Here is a 23973-nt window from a genome sequence, read left to right on the forward strand (position 1 = left end):
AAAGAATTATAAGAAAAACAATAGCTATTCAATAAAATTATCTTTTATCTCTTTAATTAAAAAATGTAATATGCTAATATAGTCATGGTTATTATAGGGCTTAAGTTTTAGAAAAAGAGGTGAACTGTATGCAAACACAGGATATAAAAACAGATGAATCATGGTTTTACCAATATATAATAAAGGATATTATAAACGGAACTATAGAAGGAATCCTTGTACTTGATCAAAATTCACAGGTTCTATTTATGAATAATAAATTTAAAGAAATTTGGCAATTAAAAGAAGCGTGCTATTCTTTTAAAGATGCATGGAAACTAGCAGAAGTTGTTAAAGAACAGTTAGTTAATGATAATGATTTCATACCGGATATAAAAGAGATTATAAAAGGGAAAAATAAATATGTCGATATTTTAAATTTAAAAAATGGTAAATCTATAAAACGAACGTACACGCCGTTAGTAATAGAAAATGCATATAAAGGAATGGTCTGGCACTTTGAGCTACAAAATGAAAGGAACTTTAATCAAATTTTTAACAACGCAAGTGATGCAATGATTTTATATAGCTACCAAAACAATGCGCCCCATTTTATAGATGTAAATGATAAAACATGTAAACTACTAGGGTATACAAGGGAAGAATTTCTTGGTTTAAATATAGAGGATATAACTGCGCCAAAATTTAGAAACAAATTAGTTCAAGTACGAAAAAGAATACAAATGCATGGTAGTGTTCAAGAAGAGTGGGAACAGATTACCAAAAAAGGCGAAATTATTTTAGTGGAAGTAAGCGTAAATCGCTTAAAACTAAATGATAAAGAAACCTACTTTATGATTGCAAGGGATATAAGAAAGCACAAAAAAATAGAAGAAGAGTTAGAGCAAGCTAGAAAAAAAGCCGAGGAAGCAAATCATCTAAAAAGTCAGTTTTTAGCGAATACCAGTCATGAGATTAGAACACCCCTTAATGGGGTCATTGGTTCAATACAGCTTCTAAAAGATACAAATTTAGAAGGAAAACAAAGTGAGTATATAGATTATTTAACTGACTCTGCTAATCGCTTATATACGTTGATTAATAGTTTGTTAGATCTATCTAAAATTGAGTCAGGACATATGGAAATTGAAGAAAAATGTTTTAGTATCTATCACTTATGCAATCGTTTAAAAAGGCATTTCAAGAAAAGTACAGAAAATAATTGCAATGATTTTGACTTTAACATTGATCCAACCATACCAACAAAAGTGATTGGCGATGAGATGAAAGTAAGCCAAGTATTATCTAATTTGATTGAAAATAGCATTAAATTTACCAAGAATGGTCAGATTTCAATAAACATAACAAAAGAATCTTGTTCCAAAGAGCATATAGTATTGTTTTTTACAGTTACGGATACTGGTATAGGCATAGACCTAAAAGAGAAAAATAGCATTTTAAAACCCTTTCATCAGGTAGATGCTTCAATTGCTCGTAAGTATGGAGGAACAGGATTAGGACTTGCCATATGTAAAAACATCGTGGAGCTTTTAGGCAGTAAATTAGATGTTGAAAGTAGAAAAGGAGAAGGCACACAGTTCTTCTTTAACTTAACTTTTAAAAAGTTAAGTCATGAACATAAAACTAAAGAAAATAAAAATATTATACCAGCATTAAATTTAAATAATATAAATGTTCTTGTAGTAGAGGATGACTTTGTGAATCAAAAAATTATATCCCATACTTTATCAAGTGCAGGAGCGTTAACTTCTATTGCAAGTAGTGGTAAGGAAGTATTTGAGATTTTAGAAGAAAAACATTATGATTTAATATTGATGGATCTTCACATTCCGGATATGGACGGTTTTGAAATTACAAAAAAGATAAAAGAAAGAGGAATCAAAGTACCAATTGTTGCTGTAACAGCATCTATGAGTCCAGAAGACCAAATAAAATGTAAAAATCTAAATATGGAAGACTATATACTAAAGCCAATTTTTCCAAAGCATTTGATAGAAAAAATAGATGAAATTTTACATAATAAACCCATATAGCTTTATATTTATGCTATATGGGTTTATTATGTTTAAATTATGCTTCTTTATTATCATCTTGTGGTGGTTCGTTATTAGAAACTTCACTAGAATAATTCGTAGTAGGTTCCTTTTTAGCAATATCCATTTCTGACACAGGTTCCATTTGAGCCGTTTCAGCACGCGGATTTTTTTTATCCTCAGGTTGTCTACTTTGTTTTTCATTAGATGGAGTGTCTTCTTTTACAACCGTTTTTATTCCAAGAATTTTTTTAGCCTCTTCAATAAGTCGTTCTGTATCGATTGGTTTAACAATAAAACCCTTTGCACCAGCTTGTACTGCTTCAACAACCGCATCTTCGAATCCACGAGCACTACATACAATAATGTTAACAGATTGATTATATGAAACAAGCGCTTGTATTGCTTCGATGCCATCCATTTTAGGCATTGTAATATCCATTGTGACAAGGTCAGGGCTTAGACTTTTGTACTCTCGCACTGCTTCAATGCCGTTGGCTGCTTCACCAACAACTTCAAATCCGTTTTCAGTAAATAATGCGGATAATGTTGCCCGCATAAAAGCAGCGTCATCTACAATTAAAACTTTAGGACGAATGTTATCAGACATAGGGGGCAATCTCCTTTTTATATTTTGATAATTTGCTATTGTTTATAGCCCCAATTTCAAAGTTTTAAACTTTTTCCTTTAGAAAATAAAAAGTAAAAAAATTTAAATAAAGGAAAATATGAATTATTATAGAAATTATTGTAGTAATAGGTAAAATGAAAGAAAATTAGTTCTTTGATTAAGGGTGGTGTGCGCATGGATTTCTCAGATAGTTATGAAAAAGATACGAAGTACAATGATAAATCTAAGGAGGATCTTTTACAAAATTTTTTCAATCTATCTATAGACATGCTCTGTATTGCAGGAACAGATGGAAAATTTTTAAAAATTAATAATATTTGGAGCGAAACTTTGGGTTATACTATAGATGAAATTCTAGAAATGAACTTCTATGATTTTATCCATGAGGATGATATAGAAAAGACAGAAAAAGTAGTCAAACAGTTATTAACGGGTAAAAATGCTGAGAATTATGTAAATAGATATAGATGCAAAGACGGAACGTATAAGTATATTGAATGGCGAAGTACATACAAAAATAATCTAATCTTAGCGGTTGCAAGAGATATAACTGATAGAGTAGAGGAAAAAGCAACTCTAAAAGATTTCATTAAATATTCTAATGAATTACTAAGTTTTACATGGTCAGAGATTAACTTTAATAGGCTTACAGATAATATTCTAAATTTAACTGAAGCATGCTTGGTGGTATTCAACAGATTTGAGTTAAAAAATAAAGTTGCAATAACAAAAGGTATATCAATTTTAAATAATGAGGATGCTAGCATAAATTATGATAAAATGATCGGACAGGAGTGGGGTTATCAAAACCATCAAGAAAAAAGCAGGACATTATTAACAGTTTATTCAAATACAAATGATGTTGATCAAGCGGTTTTAAATTCAAGTCTAAAAGAACGACTGAAGCAGGTTACAGACTTTAATAAAATGTATATCTTAAGTATAAAAGACAGCAATGAACAACTAGGTCAAATCATTTTATGTGCTAAGAGTGACATAAAAAATCAAAATTTACTTGAAATTTATGGTGAGAAAATTGCTCTGGTTTTAAAGTTGAAAAATTCAGAAAAATTACTGCTAAAAAGTGAAAGAAAGTTTAGGAGTTATATAAATGAGGCGCCAAATGGAATTTTTATCATTAATAAAAATGGATATTATGAAGAGGTTAACAAAGAAGCTACAAAACTTTCTGGTTTTTCTCAAGAAGCGCTTATAAATAAACATTATACAGATATTATAAGAGAACAAGGAAAAAAAGCGGCTCAGGAGGCCTTTAAAGAAATTTTAAGCACTGGTCGAGCAAAAATAGAAGTGCCGATAAAGACGAAAACCGGTGAAAATCGATTTTGGTATATTGAAGGAATTAAACTTTCTGAAGACAAGATATTAGTGTACGCAAAGGATATAACTAAACGTATATTAGAAAAACAAGAACTAATTTTATCAAAGAAAAATGCAGAGGCTGGAAACAAGGCAAAAAGTCGATTTCTTGCCAGTATTAGTCATGAGATTAGAACACCTTTAAACGGTATTTTAGGTTTTATGGAACTTTTTAAAAACACAACTTTAGACCAAGAACAATATGAGTATATAAAAAATGTGGATGTACTATCTAAGTTATTATTGAATCATATTGAGAACTTACTAGATTTATCTAAAATAGAAGCAAATAAATTGAAATTAGCCCGTGAAGTATTTAGCTTAGAGAAAACAATACAAGAAGCAGTTTTTTCTTTGAGTGGAAATGCAAAAGAAAAAGGACTTGGGTTAAATATATGTACCGACGAACACCTGCCAAAACTAGTAAAAGGTGATGAGATAAAATTAAAACAAATATTTATAAATTTAATAGATAACGCAATCAAGTTTTCTCAAAAAGGCAGTGTAGATATCGATGTGCAACTTATTAAACAATCAGATAAATATTGTTCGTTACAGGTAAGTGTCGCAGATGAAGGAATGGGGATGACCGCTGAAACCATAAATCGTATTTTTAGATTTTTTATGCAAGGAGATGCGTCTCACTCAAGAAAATATGGTGGCACAGGATTAGGACTGCCGATTACAAAAGGGATTATAGAAAAAATGAACGGAGAGATACAGGTTAGTAGTGAGGTAGGTGTAGGTACAAAATTTACTTTTACCCTGCAATTAGAGCGAGTTGATAGTGCTACTGAAATTGAGGGATTGGGTAACGAAAAGGAATGTAACGTATCTATAGCAAAAGATATAAAAATACTATTAGCGGAAGATGATAAATACAATGCTAAATATTTTATAAAACTACTGCAGACTTTAGGTTTACAGTGTGATGTTGTAGAAAATGGCAAACAAGCAATTGAAGCCGTATTTAAAAAAGACTATGATATTGTTTTTATGGATTGTCAGATGCCGAGTATGGATGGATATACGGCAACAAAGGAGATCAGGAAATCAAAATTAAAATCTCCATATCCTAAGATAATTGCTGTTACCGCTTATACAATGGAAGAAGATATTCAAAATTGTTTTGACAGTGGTATGGATGCATATATCACTAAGCCTTTCCAGTTAAGTGACGTAATAAAAATCATTAAAAGATTTTATCCACATAGGTTTACAAATACAGGGTTTAAAAAGGATATAACTTCATATTTAGAAAATCAATTAGGACTCAGCCAAGAAATGATTAACGAATTATTGTATGATTATAGAACGCAGATGTTAAATTATGTAGATAGCCTAGAATTTTCTAATGAAAACAAGGAATATATAGATAGCGTGCTGATGAAAATAAAAGAATCTTCTAGAAATATTCATGCATATTCTATTATTGGGCTAATAGAAAGTTGTGAAGGTAAAATGCAGGATAATATGAGTATAGATTGTTTAGATACTTTAATTCAGCAATTAAAAAGTTACATTGAAAAATTATAGCGAAAAAATGAATACCAGCATTTTGTCTAAAGTTTCCTCTATACAGGCCCATCACCATAAATTTCCTACTGTAATAAAAACTGCTTAAATTTATGTTAAGCAGTTTTTTGATATTATTACAAATTAATACATAAAATTTACAAAACTGTTACAAAAAATGATAGTAGCAAAAAAAGTGACATGGTAAAATAATCCCTATAGAATAAAGGGGGGGATTGAAATGAATAATATCAAATTTAAAAAGATAACAATGGAGGCGGTTATTGAAGATTTAAAAATGTTAATCGTCAATAATAAGGACAAGTACATTGATATTGAGCATTCAATATTTAGGGGGGAACTGGTTTTTTTAAAAGTAAAAAAAGAACATCTAATATTAGAAGAAGATTACACAATGAACACTTGGATACGGATATTAAGTGGAAGAATGCGTTACTACACAGTTATAAAAAACGATCAAAATTATAGCTTATATAGAATAGATCGGCAACAAGAAAAGCACTACTTTAACTTAGGTTATTTAGTGATGGAAGTAGGAAAATTTGACATTTATGAATATACTAGTTTTCATAAATTATATGCATAGGAGACTTATATAAGAACTAGAAAGGTTGAGAAACATGAAAATACTGTTAGTAGAGGATGACAAAGTCAGTCAAAAGATTGTTTATTTTATGATGAAGAAAAAACAGTGGTTATTAGACATAGCCAGTAATGGTGAAGAAGCAATTACTTTAACTAGAAATAATTTATATGATGCGATACTAATGGATTTACATTTGGAAGATATGAATGGTTTTGAAGTAGTAAGAAAAATTAAAAAAGAGAATGAATCTCTACATAAAAACACACCAATTTTTGCCATGACAGCAGGCACATCAATTGAAGATAAAATTAGATGTATTGAAGCTGGTATGCAAGATTGTTTATATAAGCCCATAAACCCTGAGCTGTTATATAGCATATTAGAAAGGTTAACAAATAAAAATGCACATGAACAAATGGATCTAGCTAGCTTAAATAATGCTTTAGCACTTTTAGGTGGGAGCAAAGAATTACTGATAGATTTAATTACGTATTTTACATCTAATGAATTTAAAGAAAATGTTTTGGATAAAATGGAAAGTATGATTAACAAGACTGAGTATGCTGCGCTAAAAGAAATAACCCATAAATTAAAAGGAACAACTGCATATATAAAAGATATATCTCCATTATATGAGCTGGTCAAAGTATTAGAAAATACGATTAAAGAAGGTAGTTATGAATCGATACCAGAGAATTATAATTTAGTAAAAAAAGAATATGAGGCGGTCAGTATAAAATTATCCGCTTATTTACAATTTATAGATCATAAGGAATAAAACTGAATAACCCAAATAATGATTCAGTTTTATTCACTATTAGTATTTATAAAAGCTTTTGCAAAACGGTAGCCGACACCACGGACCGTTTCAATTAGTTTGTTGTCTTTGTCTGCTAATTTCTTTCTTAAAGAAGAAATATGCATATCAATTATTCTGGTCTCGGAAAAACATGAATCTCCCCAAAGTTTTGTTAGTAGCTGATCCCTTGAAAATACATGGTCAGCGTTTTCGACTAAAATCAGTAAAAGATTAAACTCCGCTGAAGTGAATTTTATGTTTTTACCATCTTTTATCACTCTTCTAGCATCAATATCGATTGTAATATCCTTAATTTTAATATTATTTTCTTTAACTACTAATCGATTTGTTTTTCTAAAACAAGCTTTTAGACGTGCGATTAATTCCCTGTTATAAAAGGGTTTTGTAATGTAATCATCAGCCCCTAATTCTAAGGCTAAAATCACATCAACTTTATCCTCATTACTTGTTACAACTAAAATGGGCATTTCATTGTAGAACTCGTTTTTACGAATGTCTTTTATAATATCAAACCCATTTATATCAGGTAAAAACAAGTCTAATACCATTCCATCAATATGATGATTATTTAATAAATCTAGACCTATTTCTCCTGTGGTACCTACTAAAGAATTATATTGATGTTTGTTTAATGTCTGCTCTATTAGTTTTGCCGTAGTGAGCTCGTCTTCAATAACTAAAATATTTTTCATTTAATACCCACTCCTTTTTAATAATTATAGTATACAAAAAAAAACAATTATTTACAATATATTTACAACTATGGTAACAAATTTTACAAAAACTTACTATAGTTGTATATAAAGTTACTATATTAGTAAAATTCTTTAAAAATCATGGCAAGGAGGGGAAGATTTGTATAAAGATTTTGACGTAGATGCAATGCTGTCCATTTTTGTTTTTGAGACCTCTCAACTAATTGAAAGCCTTGAAGAAATAATCATCCAGGTTGAAGATTCAAATAATTTAAATGAATACATAAATGAAATTTTTAGAGTGATGCATACCATAAAAGGTTCATCTACTATGATGGGGTATGAAAGTATATCTACATTGTCTCATACATTAGAAGATTTATTTTTTATTATAAGGGACAGACAACTGGAAGAAGAAATAAATAACACAGAACTAGCAGATATTACATTGAAATTTAGTGATTTTATAAAAAAACAGATACAAATGATAGAAAATGGCGAGCAAATAGACACAGCACCAGAAGCCTTAATAAAAGATGCTAAGGATGTCCTAAATAAGTTGAAAGGGACAACCTCTAGCCCTAAAGAAATGGAGCAAAAGACAGATCAAACCAATAATGGAAACATAGGTCAATTAGACAATTACAGTGCCTTAGAAGACACTTATTGGATTACGCTGTTTTTTGAGGAAGATGCAGGAATGGAAAATGTTAGAGCCTTTTCCGTAGTTCATCAATTAAGTGAGATTGTAAATGTACTAAGCTTTATACCGGAAACAATTGCATCAGATAGTGACACAGCAGAAAGGATTATAAAAGAAGGGTTTAAAATAAAATTGGAAGCAGGGGAATTAAGAGAAATAGAAAAGTGTATTAATTCACTGTCTCTAATAAAAGAATACATTATAACTCCTGTAGAAGAAGCCACTATTGAAAAAGATAACAAATTACAAGTGGGACAAAAAGACGATCGAAAAAGCCAAGAAAACAAAACAAAAGAACCAACAACTACAAAGAAATCAAAAAACAAAATGATAAGTGTAGATGTAAATAAATTAGATAGTTTGATGGATCTTGTTGGCGAGCTAGTATTAGCCGAATCCATGGTTAGTAGAAATCCAGAGGTTGCAAATCTAAATATAGAAAGCTTTAGTAAAGCAACGACAAGATTAAGAAAGATTATTCACGATACACAACAAGAGGTGATGTCTATACGAATGGTCACCTTATCTCAAACCTTTCAAAAGATGAAACGACTCGTTAGAGATATGGGAAAAAAGACAAACAAAAAAGTAGAGATAGTCACAAGAGGGGAAGAAGTAGAAGTAGATAAAAATGTGATCGAGTTTTTATCCGACCCATTATTACATATTATAAGGAATGCAGTAGACCATGGTATTGAATCCCCAAAAGAAAGATTAAACTGTGGAAAGGCAGAAGAGGGAAAAATAACTTTAGAAGCAAAAAATGTAAGTGGAGATGTTGTCATTAATATTATAGATGATGGAAAGGGTTTAGATAGAGATAAGATTTTAAATAAAGCCTTAGATCATGGATTAGTAGATATTAGTGCAAAAGAATTAACGGATAAAGAAGTCTATGCTTTTATCTTTTTACCCGGGTTTTCTACTAAAGACAATGTATCCGAGTTTTCCGGTAGAGGGGTAGGAATGGATGTTGTTAATAAAAATATTGAACAGGTTAGAGGGCGTGTAGCCGTTGATAGTACATCTGGAAAGGGGACAACCATTAGTATTAAAATCCCCTTAACTTTAGCAGTCATCGATGGCATGATTATTAACGTAGGTGTCTCAAAATATATTATACCGACTATGTCAATTAACCACTCCATATGCATTAAAGAAGATGAGATCATCAAAGATACAGATGGGAACGAAATGCTCTTAATAAGAAATCAGGCATTGCCTATTCTAAGGTTGCATCATTTGTATAAAACGGAAGGTGCCCGAGAAAAGATTTCAGAAGGCGTTATTATTATTGTAGAAAGTGATAAACAAATGTTTTGTGTCTTTGCAGATGAGCTTGCTGGTCAACAACAAATTGTTGTAAAAGAACTCCCGGAATATATAAAAGGAGTAAAGGCCGTTGCAGGGTGCACGCTATTAGGAGATGGTAGTGTCAGTTTAATTTTAGATGTAAACAAACTAACGGATTTTTTAGATGAATAAAAGGGGGGAGATTTTATGTCGATTGCTGAACAGGAAGTTGTATTACCAACTTCTGAAAATGTAAAGCTTACAGAGATGATACTTGTATTTGCATTGGGAGAAGAAGAGTTTGGTATTGATATTAGTCATGTAATAGAAATAATTGGGATTCAAGAAATTACCTCAATACCAGAACTGCCGACTTATATAAAAGGCGTTATAAATTTGAGGGGAAAGATCATTCCTGTTATGGATGTAAGGCTTAAGTTTAAAAAAGCTTTTAAGGCTTATCACGACAGAACTTGTATAATTGTAATAAAAATACAGGATATATTTATTGGTTTAGCCGTAGATAGTGTTTCAGAAGTAATTACAATTAAAACAGAAGATATAACGCCACCGCCTCAAATTAATAACCAATATAAAAATAAGTACATCCGAGGCATTGTAAAAACATCAAAAAAGATAAAGTTACTACTAGATGTAGAGCAATTAATAAAAAAAGAGGAAATAGAAGGTGTATTGCAAGACTAATAAAAAATGGGGGGATATATGATGAAATGGTTTAATAACTTAAAGATAGGAAGTAAAATTTTGTTTAGTACAATTGTTTTAGGCATAGCAATAATTGCAGTAGGTGGGGCATCTATTTATTACTTTAATGATATAGACCAAGGTTATACTGAAATGTACGAAGAAAACGTTATTCCTATGGTTGAAATTTCAGAAATATCAACACGTTTTCAAAGAGAGCGTGTTAACGTAAGTCAGATGATTGCATCTAATAACATGGATGCTAAAATAAGTTATGCCCAGAGAATTGATCATATTGCAGCGGAGATACAACAAGATTTACAGGAACTAGAGGCGGCATTAACAAATGAAGATTTATTAAGAGATGTTGCACAGTTACGCTTAAACCTTTATCATTACCAAGGTATTAGAGAGGAAATGGTAAATTTAGCTTTGAATGATGAAAATGAAGCGGCATATATTCTGCTAACTAATGAAGGAGCACCTGTAGCAGAAAGTGTAAACAGGAACATTGATGAACTGTTTACACTCATCACTGAAAATACACAAAGTATTTCAGAAAGAAATACTGCAACAGTATCAAGTGTAAATCAAATTATTATGGTGATTATTATTATAGGAATGCTACTTGCAATTTTATTAGTGTTTATAAGCACTAAAGCAATTAGTAAACCAATTAAAAAATTAACCTATATTGCATCTGAACTAGCCTTAGGAAATATAGATGTAAAAGTAGATGTTAATTCAAAGGACGAGATTGGTGAGTTAGGAGAATCATTTAAAAAAATGATTTCAAGTATCCAATACAAAGCCGAAATTGCTGAACATATATCCAAAGGTGAAATAGATTACGATGTAAAGCTGGAGTCGGATAAAGACTTTTTAGGAGCTAAGCTACGAGAATCTGCAACGATCGTAAAAAAAATAATTAACGAGGTGAACGCATTAAACGATGCTGCTAAAAAGGGGAATCTTGGCTTTAGAGCAAGTACAGAGGACTGTCACGGTGCTTGGTATGAACTATTAGATGGCATTAATAACACATTAGATGCTGTTCTCAATCCGGTAAAAGAGGCAAATGAAGTGTTGCAACAGCTTTCGGAAGGTAATCTAAAAGCAAAAGTTACAGGAGAATATCTAGGAGACCATGCTCAAATTAAAGATGGATTAAATAGTACAATGGAAATCCTTTCAGATTATATAAGTGAAATATCAGAAGTGCTTTCGGAAATGGCCAATAATAATTTAGATGTAAAGCTTAAGAAAGTTTATAAGGGAGATTTTATTAAAATAAGACAAGCACTAGAGTATATTATAGAGTCCTTTAATGAAACTATTGGTGAAATTAATTGTGCAATGGAGCAGGTTGCTAGTGGGGTAATACAAATTTCTGAAGGTAGTCAAAGCCTAGCTCAAGGTTCTACGGAACAAGCAAGTGCACTAGAAGAAACAAATGTGACAATGTCAGACATAGCGAATCAGGTAAAAGAAACAGCAGAACATATTAATAAAACGAATGATTTGATGACCATAACTAATGAAAAAGCAGAAATGGGAAGCAAACAAATGGGAGATATGGTCAATGCCATGGACGAGATAAATGGTTCAGCAGAAAATATTTCTAAAATTATTAAAGTAATTGATGAGATCGCTTTCCAAACAAATATATTGGCATTAAATGCAGCAGTAGAGGCAGCAAGAGCTGGAGAACATGGTAAAGGCTTTGCAGTAGTCGCAGAAGAAGTTAGAAACTTAGCGGCAAGAAGTGCAAATGCAGCAAAAGAAACGACAAAATTAATAGAGAACTCAATTAAGAAAACAGCCCAAGGCACTGAAATTGCAGGGGAAACTTCTAATGCATTAGAAGTTATAGTAGAAAATGTAAATAAGGTTAATGAACTAGTTGAAAAAATTGCAGGCGCGTCAAATGAACAAGCTACTGCTGTTACACAAGTGTACCAATCTATTGACCAGGTAAGTGAAGTCGTTCAAACAAATTCTTCTACAGCAGAAGAAACTGCAGCAACAACAGAAGAGTTAACAAATCAGGCTGAGTTAGTAAGAAAAATGATTGAAAAGTTTCAGCTTCAAAAATCTAAGCGCTTAGGAAATAATGTGAATCGATGGGGATATGAAGAAGATGCTAACAACAAGAACAACCAAGAGATAAAGCAAGAAAAAAATGAGAATAACGATGCCGATATATCTATTGACCTTGATGACAAAGACCTTGGGAAGTATTAATGAAGGAAAATCAATTTAGAATTTCTGATCAAGATATAGAGCTACTTATTGCATATATTAAAAATAATTACGGAATTAATCTTAGGTCAAAAAAGTCATTGATCATCGGTAGGTTACAAAATGATTTGATGCGAAGGAATATTCCTAACTTCAAAACTTATTACAATGATTATATTCTTGCTGATAAAGATGGCAAGGAAATCAGTTACTTAGTAGACAAACTTACAACAAATCATACATTCTTCATGAGAGAAAATATGCACTTTGAGTATTTAAAAAAAGTGATATTTCCTTATTTAGAAAAAACATATGTTAACACTAGAGATTTAAGAATATGGAGCGCTGGTTGTTCTAGTGGTGAAGAACCCTATGTGCTTGCAATGGTCATTAATGATTATTTTGGTAAGAATAACAATCAGTGGGACACAAAGATTCTTGCAACAGATATTTCTGCAAAAGCATTAGAAATTGCAAAAGAAGGTATTTATGAAGATGATAAAGTGAATAAAATCCCTGAGGGTTACCTTAGACGGTATTTTAAGCAACATAATAACAAATACTTAATTGATGAAAAAATCAAAGAAGATATATTGTTTAGAAGGTTCAATCTAATGGGTGATTTTTCATTCAAGAAAAAATTTCAAGTAATATTTTGTAGAAACGTTATGATTTATTTTGATCATGACACAAAGAAAGCACTAGTTGAAAAATTCTATGATTGGACAGAAAAAGGAGGATACTTAATTATAGGACAGTCAGAATCCATTAATTATGATTGGAACTTATATCATCAAGTAATGCCTTCAATATACAGAAAGGAATAAATATGAGAAAGATTCGCGTACTAATAGTAGAAGATTCTCTTTTATTTAGAGAATTTTTAAAAAATGCTTTAGAGCAAGATACACATATAGAAGTATTAGGCCTTGCCTCAAATCCCTTTGAGGCAAGGGATAAAATTATAAAGTTTCGACCAGATGTGATGACATTAGATATAGAAATGCCAAGAATGGATGGAATAGAATTTTTAAAAAAATTAATGCCACAATATCCATTACCGACGGTAGTTATTAGTAGTGCAAGTGAAAAAGTTTTTGAAGCATTAAATAGTGGGGCTGTTGATTTTATCGATAAACCATCAGGAAAAAATGCAGATGTATTTATGCAGGAATTAATTTTTAAAATAAAGATGGCTTCAACAGTTAATTTAGATTTATTAAAAACAGAAAAAAATAATTTAAAAAGAAGTACCACAAAAATAAGTTTAATTGCAATTGGCGCATCAACTGGAGGAACAGAGGCTATATCATATATTATTAAAAATCTTCCTAAAACCGTTCCGGGAATTGTAGTGGTTCAGCACATGCCAAAAACATTTACTAAAATATTCGCGAACCGACTAAATGAAATAAGTGTACTAGATGTATTAGAAGCGGAAAATGGGACTTTAATAAAACCAGGACAAGTGTTAATTGCACCGGGCGATTATCATTTAAAAGTAAAAAAAACGAGAGAAGTACTAAAAGTTGAATTAAATCAAAATGAAAAAATTAATGGCCATAGGCCTTCTGTAGATGTTTTTTTTGATTCGATAGTGGGTATAGGACATAAAGAAAGTTTGGGGATTATTCTTACAGGTATGGGAAAAGATGGATCTAAAGGGCTATATAGTTTACTAAAACTTGGTGCTAAAACAATTGGACAGGATGAGAAAAGTTCGGTTATTTATGGGATGCCAAAAGCGGCTTACGACTTAGGGGCAGTGGAAAGACAAGTACCCTTAGAAAAGATACCAAATGTTATTTTGCAGATGCTAAACTAGTAGGTTTGGCTATATTTATCAAATAAATATGTGGGAAAAAGACAATAAAAATAATACAGGGGGATAAATTTATGGAAGATTATAATATTAATATGCTTAAACAAAAGCTTAATACAGTCATCCAAAAGAAAGATGAACTAACGGATAAAGAAGTAGTTAAATTAAGTCAAGAACTAGATAAATTAATTGTTTCAGAGTTGCAAAATAGTATTACTAAATTTAAATACTAACGAAATAAAGGAAGAAATAAGATTAAAAAGGAGGTTAAAACAAAAACCTTCTTTTTTTATATCTACACATATGAGTTACATTGTTGAATTATTTAATGTATGAGAATAAGTAGAGAAGTTTAATTTTAATAAGATTGGTTAACATAGAAGCACTTGCGTAAGGAGGGTAAAAATGCAAAGAAGCATCATAATTTCTATTATACTTATTTTAGTTTTTATATTTGTAATTTTATATTTTTCAGACTACATAAGTCCATTTATGGATCTAAGATATATATTACTTATAGCAGTAATATTTTTAGGTTTACTTAGTATATCATTTGGTGTTTTCATATTTTCTGAGCAATCTCTGGGAGATAATATAATAGATACGTTAATTAATTTTGGCATATCCGGTGTATTTTCAATTGTTTTTGGTGGGTTTTTAATTATAATCGCCATACTAGGATTAGTTTTTGGCCCTGATTGGTTAGGGATGGAAGCTTATAAAATACTATTATAAAGCTTAGTGCAGCAGTATGTATATTAAAAGGTGATTTCTAGGTTTAAATCTAGAGATCATCTTATATCTTTTTAAATGAGAAAATTACTTACATTATTATAGGTTAGTATAAAACAAAATGTCACTTAAGGTCGGGATACATTTTAAATATAAGTTTACAAAAAGTTTAAAAAAGGGTTAAAAATTATTGAAAAATCCTTGTTATAGTTAGAGTATAAATAATTAGGAGGGATAGAAAATGAAAAAGAAATTGATGATTTTACTATCTATGATACTAATGATTGGTTCTATATTCGTTATCGGGTGCGAAGCTATTGATGAGAATATGGATCAGGTTCCAGGAGGAGTACCAGCAGAAGAACCAGGACCTGATGAGCCACCTGTTGATCCTGAAGAAGACTAATTAGAAAAGCCTCCCATTCTATACCCCTAGAGTAACAAACTAGGGGTATAATTTTTTTTTTATATAGTAGGAAAGTTCTGCTTTTCTACTATATAAAAAATAGAGGTTATAGGGGATAAAATCCTCTGTCGTAGTAAGGGCGGGGCTCAGTCAGCATAACTGTTGCCGAAGGAAACCTAGGGTTTCCTAGCGAAAGTTTCCTTAGCTACTTTTTTTATAAGTAGGAAGTTTTATATAAAATGTACTCCCTTCACCAATTTTACTCTCTACATTAATTTCCCCACCATGCAATTTAACCAATTCTTTTACGATAGATAAACCAAGACCACGATGTCTCTTGTTTGCTCTATTTCTTGAACTATCCGCCATATAGAACTGATCCCAAATATAAGGCAAATCTTTTCTATTAATACCAATGCCATTATCAGATATTGCAAATACAAGTAAGTCATCTTCTGTTCGTATTGAGCATTCAATATGTCCACCTTCTTGTGTATAAGCAATGGCATTGTCAAGTAAATTGATTAAAATTTGATATAGCCTATTTTCATCAGCAAAGATATATGGTATTTCTTCATTAAGAAAAACTGTAATAGATATATTTTTACCATCAGATTTAGACTTAATACTGTAAATTGCTCTATTAAGTATTGCTTTTGGGTAAATCGGTTTAAAGTTTAAGTTTGTATAACCTTTTTCCATACTAGATAATTTTAAAAGATCTTCAACAAGGTGATTTAAGTGTAATGCATTGTTTAAAATGGTATGTAAACATTTTTCTTTTTCTTCTTCTTTAACAAATCCTTCTAACATCGATTCTGTATAGCCCTGTATAGATGTCAGTGGAACACGAAACTCATGGGAGACATTAGCAATTAGCTTGTCTTGTAAGGCTTGAAGGTTCTTTTGTTCATTTACTGTATTTTCAGTTTCCTCGATAACTTTATTAAAGGCAATAGTTAAATCTCCTATCTCACCAGCAGTACTTACGTCTACTTTGTTATAGGCATTACCTTTAGACAACTCTTGAGCCGAGAGCGCCATTGCTTTTAAAGGTTTTGAAATTGTCTTTGATAAAAATAAAGCTAAGGCTAAAGCTACGGTTACAGCAAATAAAGAAGAATATATAATCAATCTAGTTACTCTAGATATTGTAGTTTCAATTGCAGCAATAGGTGTACTTAAAGTTAACATTCCTATAGTAGATGCTTCTCCTGATTCAGAAAAATCTTCATTAGATGAAACTATAGGCATAGCGACCATCAATCTTTGCATATTTGGTCCATATTGCTTTTTAAATAATGTATTTCCCATTAAAACATTATTAATTTCATAATATCCTAATCCAGTTAGCGCTTCACTTTGTTCATCGGAAGGAATAGGTATGATAGTACTGCTATAAGAAGAATCAATGCGAGGATCGATAATTCGCAGGTTAGAATTCATAGAGGCGGATAAAACTGAAGCTGTTTTTTCAAGTTCGGCATAATTACGATCTTCGTAATCTTCAGTAACTAGAGCGATAGCTTTATTCGCATCTTCTACTAGTTCCCATTCTCTTAAGCTAAAAAAATATTTTTCCACAAGATTAAAAAATAATAAACTAATTGTGAAAAGTGTTATGCCGATAATAATAATATGTGACAGCAAAATTCTAGAAAATAGACTACCAGTTCTTTTTAAAATCATTTTTTTAAACATCAAACCTATAACCTACCCCCCAAACCGTGTGTATGTATTTATGGCGACTTTCTTGGGTTAACTTTTTTCTTATTCTTTTAACATGCTCGTCAACAGTACGTTCTTCACCAAAATATTCATATCCCCATATTTTTTCAAGCAATTGCTGTCGGGTAAAAATTTGACCTTTATGAGATGCCAGTGTATATAAAAGTTCAAACTCTTTTGGGGTTAATGAAATGTTTTTTTTATTTAGTAGAACTTGATATTTATTTAAATTAACCGTTAGATTTCCGAATGTTAATTGATTTTCTTGGGGGTTATATTTAGAAGATCGCCTTAGAAGTGCTTTCACTCTTGCTAAAAACTCTCTAGGGCTAAAGGGTTTAGATATATAATCATCAGCACCAATTTCAAGTCCATATACCTTATCTGATTCTCGGTCCTTTGCGGTTAGCATAATAATTGGAACATCATTACTCTTAGAATCATTTCTTATATTTTCACATAAGGTCCATCCATCTATTTTTGGAAGCATAACATCTAAAATAATAAGGTGGTATTTATTATTTAACGCTTTTTCTAAACCAATTTGACCATCATATGCTATATCAAGTTCAATGTTTTCTGATCTTAAAACAATTTTCACAAGTTCACAAATATCTCCATCATCTTCCACAAGAAGTGCTACTCGATCCAAGTCCATAGAATCCCCCTTAAATTTTTATTATCAATATTGTATCATCATTATTAATTACTTTCTACTTTCTATATAATGGGTGAACTATTAGGACCCAAAACATAGTAAATATACTGTATAATATACTTATTAAGATTAAGTATGGAGCGTGATCATATTGAAATATAAAATAAGACAAAAGATATTTAGTTTTGGGGATAACTTTACCATCAAAGATGAAAATGATGAACCACAATTTATTGTAAGGGGAAAGGTTTTTGCTCTCGGAGATAAATTAAAGTTAGAAGATTTAGCTGGGAATGAACTAATAGCGATAGAACAAAAGCTACTTCGTTTTTTACCGGAGTATAATATTTTTCACCAGGGAAAACATATGGCAATGGTAAAGAAAGCGTTTACTTTCTTTAAACCTAAATTTACTATTACTAGTAGCACAGGAACTATGGAATGTCCGGTGACTTTTTTAGCCATAATTTTGAAATCACAAAAAACGGCAAGTATGTGGCATCAGTCAATAAGAAATGGTTATCCTTCGCAGATACATACATGACAGATATTGCTGATGATGAAGACCAACCCTTTATGTTAGCCCTGGTCATTGTTATAGATCAAGTGCTACATGATCGGAACCATAATAATCATTAAATTAGAAAAAGTATTTTACAGTAATAAGCAGACTATTTTAAAAAATAGTCTGCTTTTTTACTGCTTTATTTTATTAATTGGATTGTGTCCAATAATTTAGGGATAACCTGTTTCTTCCTAGAAACAATACCTTCAGCAAATGCTCCTTGCTCTGTACTAACATCAAAGGCTGATGATATGATACTATGATGTTTTGATTGATATAGTAAATAGGAGCCTTCTTTTAAAATATCAGTTATTAACACTAAGGTGATATCATATTCTTTTCTTTTGTGGATGTCCTGTATATAAGTCATAAATTCATCTTTTTTATTAAAGACATGATCAATATCTAAAGTAAATACTTGACTTATACCAGTTTTATAAGTGTCTAAATGGAATTCCTTAAAGTCTTTATGGAAAATCTCTGGAATTGTTTGTCCCTCTAAAGATGTACCAAATTTAAACATATCCATAGCAAAATCATCTATATTTAAATTCAAGATTTCATTTAGTTTATTAGCAGCTTTTTTGTCCATGTCTGTTGTTGTAGGGGACTTAAAAAGTAAAGTATCAGATAAAATACCAGATAATAAAGCACCTGCAATTTTAAAAGGAATTTCTACATTATATTCTCTATACATCCAATAGACGATAGTACAAGTACTACCAACAGGTCTATTTCTAAAGTTAATCGGTATAGAAGTTGAGATATCTCCAATTTTATGATGATCAACAATTGCTAAAATTTCTGATTCTTCAAGACCTTCTGCACTTTGACTATATTCATTATGATCAACTAGAATAACCTTTTTCTTTGTCGGATTCATAATATGTTTACGGTTAATAAACCCTAAAAATTTATTTTGACTATCTGTTACAGGATAATTTCTAAAGTGGCTATGGTGTAGTTCTTCCTTAACTTCTTCTAAATATTCACTTTCTGTAAACTGTATTATGTTATTCTTACGCATTATCTGACTAGTAAAGTTACTCATATTGATAATTTTTGAAATAAAGTAAGTATCCTTTGGAACCAAAATCATTGTAACGCCATTTTCTTTTGCTAAGTCAATATACTTTTGAGGAATTTCTTTACCACCGGTTATGATAATGAGTTGTACTTTACAGGAAATGGCATATTCAATAATATGGTATCTATCTCCTACAATTATAATATCGTCTTCGCCAAGGTGATCTTCATCAGTTTCGTAGTAATAAGCCATGACAGAAACTTTTCCATCAACAAACTCTCTATTTGAATATAGAACTCGCCCATCAAGATCATTGATTAAATTTTGCAGTGAAGTTTGCAAATGATAATATTCACCTTCAATAACACCCATAGCGATATCTTTCATACTTATAATACCTAGTAACTTATCTTCGTGATCCACAACACCAACTGTTTCTAATGCATTGGCTTTCATATGGTTATATGTAGAAAGAATCGAGTTCTTAGGTGAAATACCATTAGAAAAATCATATTGTAAATCACGAACCTGAACTTTAACATCAGGCAGGTATGAAGGCCTGGAAAGTTTAAAATAATCAAGAACGTAATTACTTTCTTTACTTATATTTCCCAAAACGTAGGGTATTGTATCGAGCCCAAGTTGGTTTAATAAATCTGAAAGTGCGATTGCTGAAGATACAGAATCGGTATCAGGATTTGTATGTCCAAAAATAGATATAGTCATTTGTAGCCTCCTAAAAAAATATGAAATATTAAAATAAAATACTTGTATATATTGCATATTGCATTATTTAAATCATTATAACAAATTAAGTGAAAAAATTGTATAATTACTTTATTTTATACAATATATTAACTAAGAACATATTTATAGCTTTATTAAAATTTAAATAAGAAGTCAAATAAATGGCTCAATTCATTAAAATCCTTTAAGTATAATTAAATTCTTCCCAAGTAAAATAACTTTATTAAGTAAAGTATGATTTTTTATACTCGTATAAAACTTAATTAATTACAAAGAATATTTATATGGATTTAACAGTCCATAAACTTTTGTAAAGGAGGGATTAGTATGAAAATGAATAAAAGTATTGGGTGTACAGTAGACGAATGTAAATACCATGCAAAAAAAGAATCTTACTGTAGTTTAGACCATATAAATGTAGTAAAGCATGAAAGTCATGCCAAAAACCAAGAGGCAACAGACTGTGGAAGTTTTCAAATGGAGTAAATGAAAAGAACAATAGATTTAAAAATGATCTTAGAAGATGACCTATTAGGTCATCTTCTTTGTTGATAAGAGACATTACTTGATAAATTATATCAATTATGCTATTATTACATATATCGTATAATTATAATATAATAATATAAGGGGATGGTTTTTTGAATAGATGGGTTATCATTATAATCGTATTAGTACTAGGTTTCTATTTATATAATAATAACAAGACAGAAAGTGGGTATGAACGGATGTCACCTGAAGAAGCTAAAAATCAACTGGAACAGAATAAAGACATCGTTCTGTTGGATGTAAGAACGGTTGAAGAGTATAATGAAAAACATATTGATGGGAGCACTTTAATCCCACTACATGTGTTAGAATCAGAAGTAGGTAGAAAAATACCAAAAAAAGATCAGAAAATCATTATTTACTGTAGATCTGGAAATAGAAGTAGAACAGCGGCAAATATGCTACTCAAGAAGGGATATAATAATGTTTATGATTTAGGCGGCATTAATAGCTGGCCATACGAAGTGAATCATTAGATGTAGGCTAAAAACTCGGGATAAAACCCGAGTTTTTTTAAAATTTAAATAAACGTTATTCTATTTATAAGAATAATGTAGTAAAATAAATAGGCGACATGGAAATAATATAAATTACTGGAAAATGATTGTGGGAGGCATGTGTATTGAAAATTTTTGTTAAATACATATTAAAATCGATGTTTGAAAAGAAAGCAAGATTAATATTATTAATCTTTGCAATTGCAGTTAGTACTGGCTTATTTATAGGGAGTATGGGAGCAGTACAATCAGCAATAGAGAGCTTTACAAAGCCTATTCTTCAAAGTTTTGAAGGAAAAGAAGTGATGATTACAACAACGGAAAAAAACCGTTTTTATGCTATTGATGATCTCCAGGAAAAAGGGATTACAGGTATACAACCAAGTCTAGTAGTCAACGGACTAATGGACACTGACAATATGGAGAATGTCATTATTCATTCAAGGGAGCTAGCGTATATAAATAAAAATGAGTTAATAGAAAAACCCAACTGGAATACTTTTTCTGGAAATAAAGCGATTATTTCACAAAGAATTAGCAATGACTTAACTGTTAAAGAAGGTGACAATATAGACATCATTATTAATGGTGAAAATCTATCATTAACAGTTGTAGGTATTAGCGCAAATACCGGTTTGTTTTATCCTGACCAAAAAAATGATTTTGCAGTAATAACACCCTATGATTTCTTAGAAGAACAGTTAGGCGCCTCGGGAAAATATAATTTTATTTTAGCAGAGGGTACGGAAGAAAATATAAAGGAAAGTATTACAACCTTTAATGAATCAAACCCTAATTTTAAGGCAACAGAGTTATTTGATGAAGAAGTAATATTAGATCAATTAGAGCAAATAACCGGATTGTTTTATGCCATGCTTGTCATTGTTGTACTGATGAGTAGTGTTATTATATATGGATCTTTTAAATTAACAATTACAGAAAGACTCCCTGTGATAGGTACATTTTTTAGTCAAGGAGCCACCAGGGGTAATATTAAGAAAGTGCTGTATTTAGAAAGTGCTTTTTATGGAATTCTTGGAGGCGTCCTAGGAAGCGGATTTGGTATAGGGATACTTTACCTGATTCATTATCTACTTTCACCACTAAGGGATTACGGTATAGTAGACGCCTTTACATTTAATCATGCCTTCATTATGTATGGACTTATGTTTGCATTTGTTATATCAATTGCATCTTGTACCATTCCTATATTTAAAACTGATAAATATGAAGTGAAAGACGTTATATTAAATAGTGTTGACACAGATAAGGAACAAGGTTGGATTAAGTTTGCTATAGGTAGTGTAATATTAATTGCTGTTATTACAATTAATATATTAAGTCCGAACTGGGCTGTAGATATTAGCCCATTTTTACTATTAATTTCTCTGGTTGGTTTAATTATGACCTATCCAAAGCTAATGGATGTTGTGACGGATTTTATTTTTCATAGGATTAAAGGCATATTTAAAGTTACTGGTTTAGCAATAAATAATACTAGAAGTTCTAGAGCTTTAAGGGGAAATGTGACCCTTTTAATTATTTCCATACTAGCAATGGTTCTCATAAATTCTGCCGCCACTAGTCTTAAGGGAATTGTTATAGATGCCTTTACAAGCATTGATTTTGACATATCTATTCGAGATTTTAGAATAAACGAATACAGCTCTAGAGAATTACTTGTAGAGAAACTTAAGGAAAACCCGAACATTGATGCTAACTCAATTCAGCAAATATTTTTTACAGATGCAAAAATAGAGGATGCAAATACATTAGTTATTGGAATGGACCCTAGTAAGTATAAAAACTATAATCATTATTTTGAGTTTAATTCAGGAAGAGATGCTGCATTGTTTTCAGAATTTGAAAACAGTGATGATAGGGTGGTTATGGTGACAACTTCCTTAGCAGATAGAAGTGGTGTAAGTGAAGGTGATCACGTTAAACTAACAATAAACGGCTGGACTCATGATTATAAAGTTTTAGGAACTTTTGACGGTGGGTTGTACTTTACTGGTAATTTCTTCTATATAAATAGCGGTAAAATAAAAGAAGACTTTAATTTTCATACTTCTCAGGATATTGTATTCAATACTTTAGTAGCGCCTGATGAAGTAAAGTCTGACATTGAGGGAATGGTTAGAGAATTTGGTGGTACGCCTTGGACCTTTGAAGAGGCTAGAGATTTGAACTTAGAACAAAACAAACAGCTAATGGATCTATTGAGCATATTTTCTTTGATGGCTGTTGTTATAGGGGCGTTAGGCGCAATTAATAATATGATTATTAGCTTTATACAGCGTAAAAAAGAGTTGGCTATATTAAGTTCTATTGGGATGACAACAAAACAAAGGGCTTATATGATAATGTCCGAATCATTTATTTGCGTTATTTGGGCCATAGCTATTTTAATCCCTTATTGTTATTTAGCAGTGTCCCTAGTCAGTAAGTTTACCAGGCTTATTGGTCTTCCAATGGAGATCCAATTTGAATTAAGTTCGATGATTTACTTCTTTGTTGCGTCAATTATTATTTTCTTTGTAGCAACACTACCAGTAATCTTTAGAAATAAAAAACTATCAGTTATAGAAGAAATCAAATACGAGTAGGGGGGAAATA

Annotated in this window: 22 protein-coding genes; 17 read left to right on the top strand and 5 right to left on the bottom strand. The window is 30.9% G+C overall.

Features of this window, described 5'->3' with window-relative positions:
- Positions 1 to 128: 128 nt before the first annotated feature.
- Complete coding sequence (locus RH915_RS03145; protein WP_310477861.1) at positions 129 to 2033, top strand: PAS domain-containing hybrid sensor histidine kinase/response regulator; 1905 nt, start codon at positions 129 to 131, stop codon at positions 2031 to 2033.
- Positions 2034 to 2070: 37 nt separating this feature from the next.
- Here RH915_RS03145 and RH915_RS11490 read toward each other — a convergent pair whose 3' ends face one another.
- Positions 2071 to 2643: a response regulator gene (locus tag RH915_RS11490; RefSeq protein ID WP_331618276.1), complete on the bottom strand. Its 573-nt coding sequence runs from the start codon at positions 2641 to 2643 to the stop codon at positions 2071 to 2073.
- Positions 2644 to 2838: 195 nt separating this feature from the next.
- Between RH915_RS11490 and RH915_RS03155 the strand changes: the two genes are divergently transcribed.
- From RH915_RS03155 to RH915_RS03165, 3 genes are all read left to right on the top strand, one after another.
- Complete coding sequence (locus RH915_RS03155) at positions 2839 to 5580, top strand: PAS domain S-box protein (RefSeq protein ID WP_310477862.1); 2742 nt, start codon at positions 2839 to 2841, stop codon at positions 5578 to 5580.
- Between the two features lie 220 nt (positions 5581 to 5800).
- Positions 5801 to 6166: a hypothetical protein gene (locus RH915_RS03160; RefSeq protein ID WP_310477863.1), complete on the top strand. Its 366-nt coding sequence runs from the start codon at positions 5801 to 5803 to the stop codon at positions 6164 to 6166.
- A gap of 34 nt (positions 6167 to 6200) precedes the next feature.
- A complete protein-coding gene (locus RH915_RS03165) occupies positions 6201 to 6944 on the top strand; it encodes a response regulator (RefSeq protein WP_310477864.1) in 744 nt (247 codons plus the stop codon).
- Between the two features lie 29 nt (positions 6945 to 6973).
- Here RH915_RS03165 and RH915_RS03170 read toward each other — a convergent pair whose 3' ends face one another.
- Positions 6974 to 7678, bottom strand: a complete 705-nt coding sequence (locus RH915_RS03170) for a response regulator transcription factor (protein ID WP_310477865.1) — start codon at positions 7676 to 7678, stop codon at positions 6974 to 6976.
- Positions 7679 to 7841: 163 nt separating this feature from the next.
- On the opposite strand from RH915_RS03170, the gene RH915_RS03175 reads away from it, so the two are divergent.
- The 8 genes from RH915_RS03175 (at position 7842) to RH915_RS03210 (ending at position 15583) form a co-directional block, all read left to right on the top strand.
- Positions 7842 to 9869: a chemotaxis protein CheA gene (locus tag RH915_RS03175; RefSeq protein WP_310477866.1), complete on the top strand. Its 2028-nt coding sequence runs from the start codon at positions 7842 to 7844 to the stop codon at positions 9867 to 9869.
- Between the two features lie 15 nt (positions 9870 to 9884).
- The gene (locus RH915_RS03180) at positions 9885 to 10382 is read left to right on the top strand and encodes a chemotaxis protein CheW (protein ID WP_310477867.1); all 498 of its coding nucleotides are present in this window, start codon (positions 9885 to 9887) and stop codon (positions 10380 to 10382) included.
- A 21-nt stretch (positions 10383 to 10403) separates the two neighbouring features.
- Positions 10404 to 12626, top strand: coding sequence for a methyl-accepting chemotaxis protein (locus tag RH915_RS03185; protein WP_310477868.1), 2223 nt, complete (start codon positions 10404 to 10406; stop codon positions 12624 to 12626).
- Positions 12626 to 13450, top strand: a complete 825-nt coding sequence (locus RH915_RS03190) for a CheR family methyltransferase (protein WP_310477869.1) — start codon at positions 12626 to 12628, stop codon at positions 13448 to 13450. The genes RH915_RS03185 and RH915_RS03190 overlap by 1 nt, the downstream gene beginning before the upstream one ends.
- A 2-nt stretch (positions 13451 to 13452) precedes the next feature.
- The gene (locus tag RH915_RS03195; RefSeq protein WP_310477870.1) at positions 13453 to 14448 is read left to right on the top strand and encodes a protein-glutamate methylesterase/protein-glutamine glutaminase; all 996 of its coding nucleotides are present in this window, start codon (positions 13453 to 13455) and stop codon (positions 14446 to 14448) included.
- A 71-nt stretch (positions 14449 to 14519) separates the two neighbouring features.
- Positions 14520 to 14678 carry an aspartyl-phosphate phosphatase Spo0E family protein gene (locus tag RH915_RS03200; RefSeq protein WP_310477871.1) on the top strand — a complete coding sequence of 53 codons (159 nt, stop codon included), beginning with the start codon at positions 14520 to 14522 and terminating at the stop codon, positions 14676 to 14678.
- Between the two features lie 172 nt (positions 14679 to 14850).
- Entirely contained in the window at positions 14851 to 15180 is a 330-nt protein-coding gene (locus tag RH915_RS03205) for a hypothetical protein (protein ID WP_310477872.1), read from the top strand.
- A 238-nt stretch (positions 15181 to 15418) separates the two neighbouring features.
- Positions 15419 to 15583 (top strand): hypothetical protein, encoded by a 165-nt coding sequence (locus RH915_RS03210; protein ID WP_310477873.1) that lies wholly within the window; start codon positions 15419 to 15421, stop codon positions 15581 to 15583.
- 201 nt (positions 15584 to 15784) lie between these two features.
- Here RH915_RS03210 and RH915_RS03215 read toward each other — a convergent pair whose 3' ends face one another.
- Both RH915_RS03215 and RH915_RS03220 read right to left on the bottom strand, forming a co-directional pair.
- On the bottom strand, positions 15785 to 17284 hold the full coding sequence (locus RH915_RS03215; protein WP_310477945.1) for a sensor histidine kinase: 1500 nt from the start codon (positions 17282 to 17284) through the stop codon (positions 15785 to 15787).
- Positions 17277 to 17969, bottom strand: a complete 693-nt coding sequence (locus RH915_RS03220) for a response regulator transcription factor (RefSeq protein WP_310477874.1) — start codon at positions 17967 to 17969, stop codon at positions 17277 to 17279. The genes RH915_RS03215 and RH915_RS03220 overlap by 8 nt, the downstream gene beginning before the upstream one ends.
- 151 nt (positions 17970 to 18120) lie before the next feature.
- Here RH915_RS03220 and RH915_RS03225 point away from each other — a divergent pair, with 151 nt between their 5' ends.
- Positions 18121 to 18513 carry an LURP-one-related/scramblase family protein gene (locus RH915_RS03225; RefSeq protein ID WP_310477875.1) on the top strand — a complete coding sequence of 131 codons (393 nt, stop codon included), beginning with the start codon at positions 18121 to 18123 and terminating at the stop codon, positions 18511 to 18513.
- Positions 18444 to 18608 (top strand): hypothetical protein, encoded by a 165-nt coding sequence (locus RH915_RS11495; protein ID WP_310477946.1) that lies wholly within the window; start codon positions 18444 to 18446, stop codon positions 18606 to 18608. Before RH915_RS03225 ends, RH915_RS11495 begins: the two co-directional genes overlap by 70 nt.
- A gap of 65 nt (positions 18609 to 18673) precedes the next feature.
- Here RH915_RS11495 and RH915_RS03235 read toward each other — a convergent pair whose 3' ends face one another.
- Positions 18674 to 20287 carry a putative manganese-dependent inorganic diphosphatase gene (locus RH915_RS03235; protein ID WP_310477876.1) on the bottom strand — a complete coding sequence of 538 codons (1614 nt, stop codon included), beginning with the start codon at positions 20285 to 20287 and terminating at the stop codon, positions 18674 to 18676.
- Between the two features lie 348 nt (positions 20288 to 20635).
- Here RH915_RS03235 and RH915_RS03240 point away from each other — a divergent pair, with 348 nt between their 5' ends.
- The 3 genes from RH915_RS03240 to RH915_RS03250 all read left to right on the top strand — a co-directional run bounded on the left by RH915_RS03240 (position 20636) and on the right by RH915_RS03250 (position 23963).
- Complete coding sequence (locus RH915_RS03240) at positions 20636 to 20794, top strand: DUF1540 domain-containing protein (RefSeq protein WP_310477877.1); 159 nt, start codon at positions 20636 to 20638, stop codon at positions 20792 to 20794.
- 155 nt (positions 20795 to 20949) lie between these two features.
- The gene (locus RH915_RS03245) at positions 20950 to 21333 is read left to right on the top strand and encodes a rhodanese-like domain-containing protein (protein ID WP_310477878.1); all 384 of its coding nucleotides are present in this window, start codon (positions 20950 to 20952) and stop codon (positions 21331 to 21333) included.
- A 146-nt stretch (positions 21334 to 21479) separates the two neighbouring features.
- Positions 21480 to 23963, top strand: a complete 2484-nt coding sequence (locus RH915_RS03250; protein WP_310477879.1) for an ABC transporter permease — start codon at positions 21480 to 21482, stop codon at positions 23961 to 23963.
- The last annotated feature ends 10 nt before the right edge of the window (positions 23964 to 23973 follow it).

This window comes from Serpentinicella sp. ANB-PHB4 (assembly GCF_031432315.1).
GTDB lineage: Bacteria > Bacillota > Clostridia > Peptostreptococcales > Natronincolaceae > Serpentinicella.

What these genes read in the sequence shown, in the direction of transcription:
- RH915_RS03145 (WP_310477861.1), top strand. Translation starts at nt 129, where the DNA reads ATGCAAACACAGGATATAAAAACAGATGAATCATGGTTTTACCAATAT.
- RH915_RS11490 (WP_331618276.1), bottom strand. Translation starts at nt 2,643, where the DNA reads ATGTCTGATAACATTCGTCCTAAAGTTTTAATTGTAGATGACGCTGCT.
- RH915_RS03155 (WP_310477862.1), top strand. Translation starts at nt 2,839, where the DNA reads ATGGATTTCTCAGATAGTTATGAAAAAGATACGAAGTACAATGATAAA.
- RH915_RS03160 (WP_310477863.1), top strand. Translation starts at nt 5,801, where the DNA reads ATGAATAATATCAAATTTAAAAAGATAACAATGGAGGCGGTTATTGAA.
- RH915_RS03165 (WP_310477864.1), top strand. Translation starts at nt 6,201, where the DNA reads ATGAAAATACTGTTAGTAGAGGATGACAAAGTCAGTCAAAAGATTGTT.
- RH915_RS03170 (WP_310477865.1), bottom strand. Translation starts at nt 7,678, where the DNA reads ATGAAAAATATTTTAGTTATTGAAGACGAGCTCACTACGGCAAAACTA.
- RH915_RS03180 (WP_310477867.1), top strand. Translation starts at nt 9,885, where the DNA reads ATGTCGATTGCTGAACAGGAAGTTGTATTACCAACTTCTGAAAATGTA.
- RH915_RS03185 (WP_310477868.1), top strand. Translation starts at nt 10,404, where the DNA reads ATGAAATGGTTTAATAACTTAAAGATAGGAAGTAAAATTTTGTTTAGT.
- RH915_RS03190 (WP_310477869.1), top strand. Translation starts at nt 12,626, where the DNA reads ATGAAGGAAAATCAATTTAGAATTTCTGATCAAGATATAGAGCTACTT.
- RH915_RS03195 (WP_310477870.1), top strand. Translation starts at nt 13,453, where the DNA reads ATGAGAAAGATTCGCGTACTAATAGTAGAAGATTCTCTTTTATTTAGA.
- RH915_RS03200 (WP_310477871.1), top strand. Translation starts at nt 14,520, where the DNA reads ATGGAAGATTATAATATTAATATGCTTAAACAAAAGCTTAATACAGTC.
- RH915_RS03205 (WP_310477872.1), top strand. Translation starts at nt 14,851, where the DNA reads ATGCAAAGAAGCATCATAATTTCTATTATACTTATTTTAGTTTTTATA.
- RH915_RS03210 (WP_310477873.1), top strand. Translation starts at nt 15,419, where the DNA reads ATGAAAAAGAAATTGATGATTTTACTATCTATGATACTAATGATTGGT.
- RH915_RS03215 (WP_310477945.1), bottom strand. Translation starts at nt 17,284, where the DNA reads ATGTTTAAAAAAATGATTTTAAAAAGAACTGGTAGTCTATTTTCTAGA.
- RH915_RS03220 (WP_310477874.1), bottom strand. Translation starts at nt 17,969, where the DNA reads ATGGACTTGGATCGAGTAGCACTTCTTGTGGAAGATGATGGAGATATT.
- RH915_RS03235 (WP_310477876.1), bottom strand. Translation starts at nt 20,287, where the DNA reads ATGACTATATCTATTTTTGGACATACAAATCCTGATACCGATTCTGTA.
- RH915_RS03240 (WP_310477877.1), top strand. Translation starts at nt 20,636, where the DNA reads ATGAAAATGAATAAAAGTATTGGGTGTACAGTAGACGAATGTAAATAC.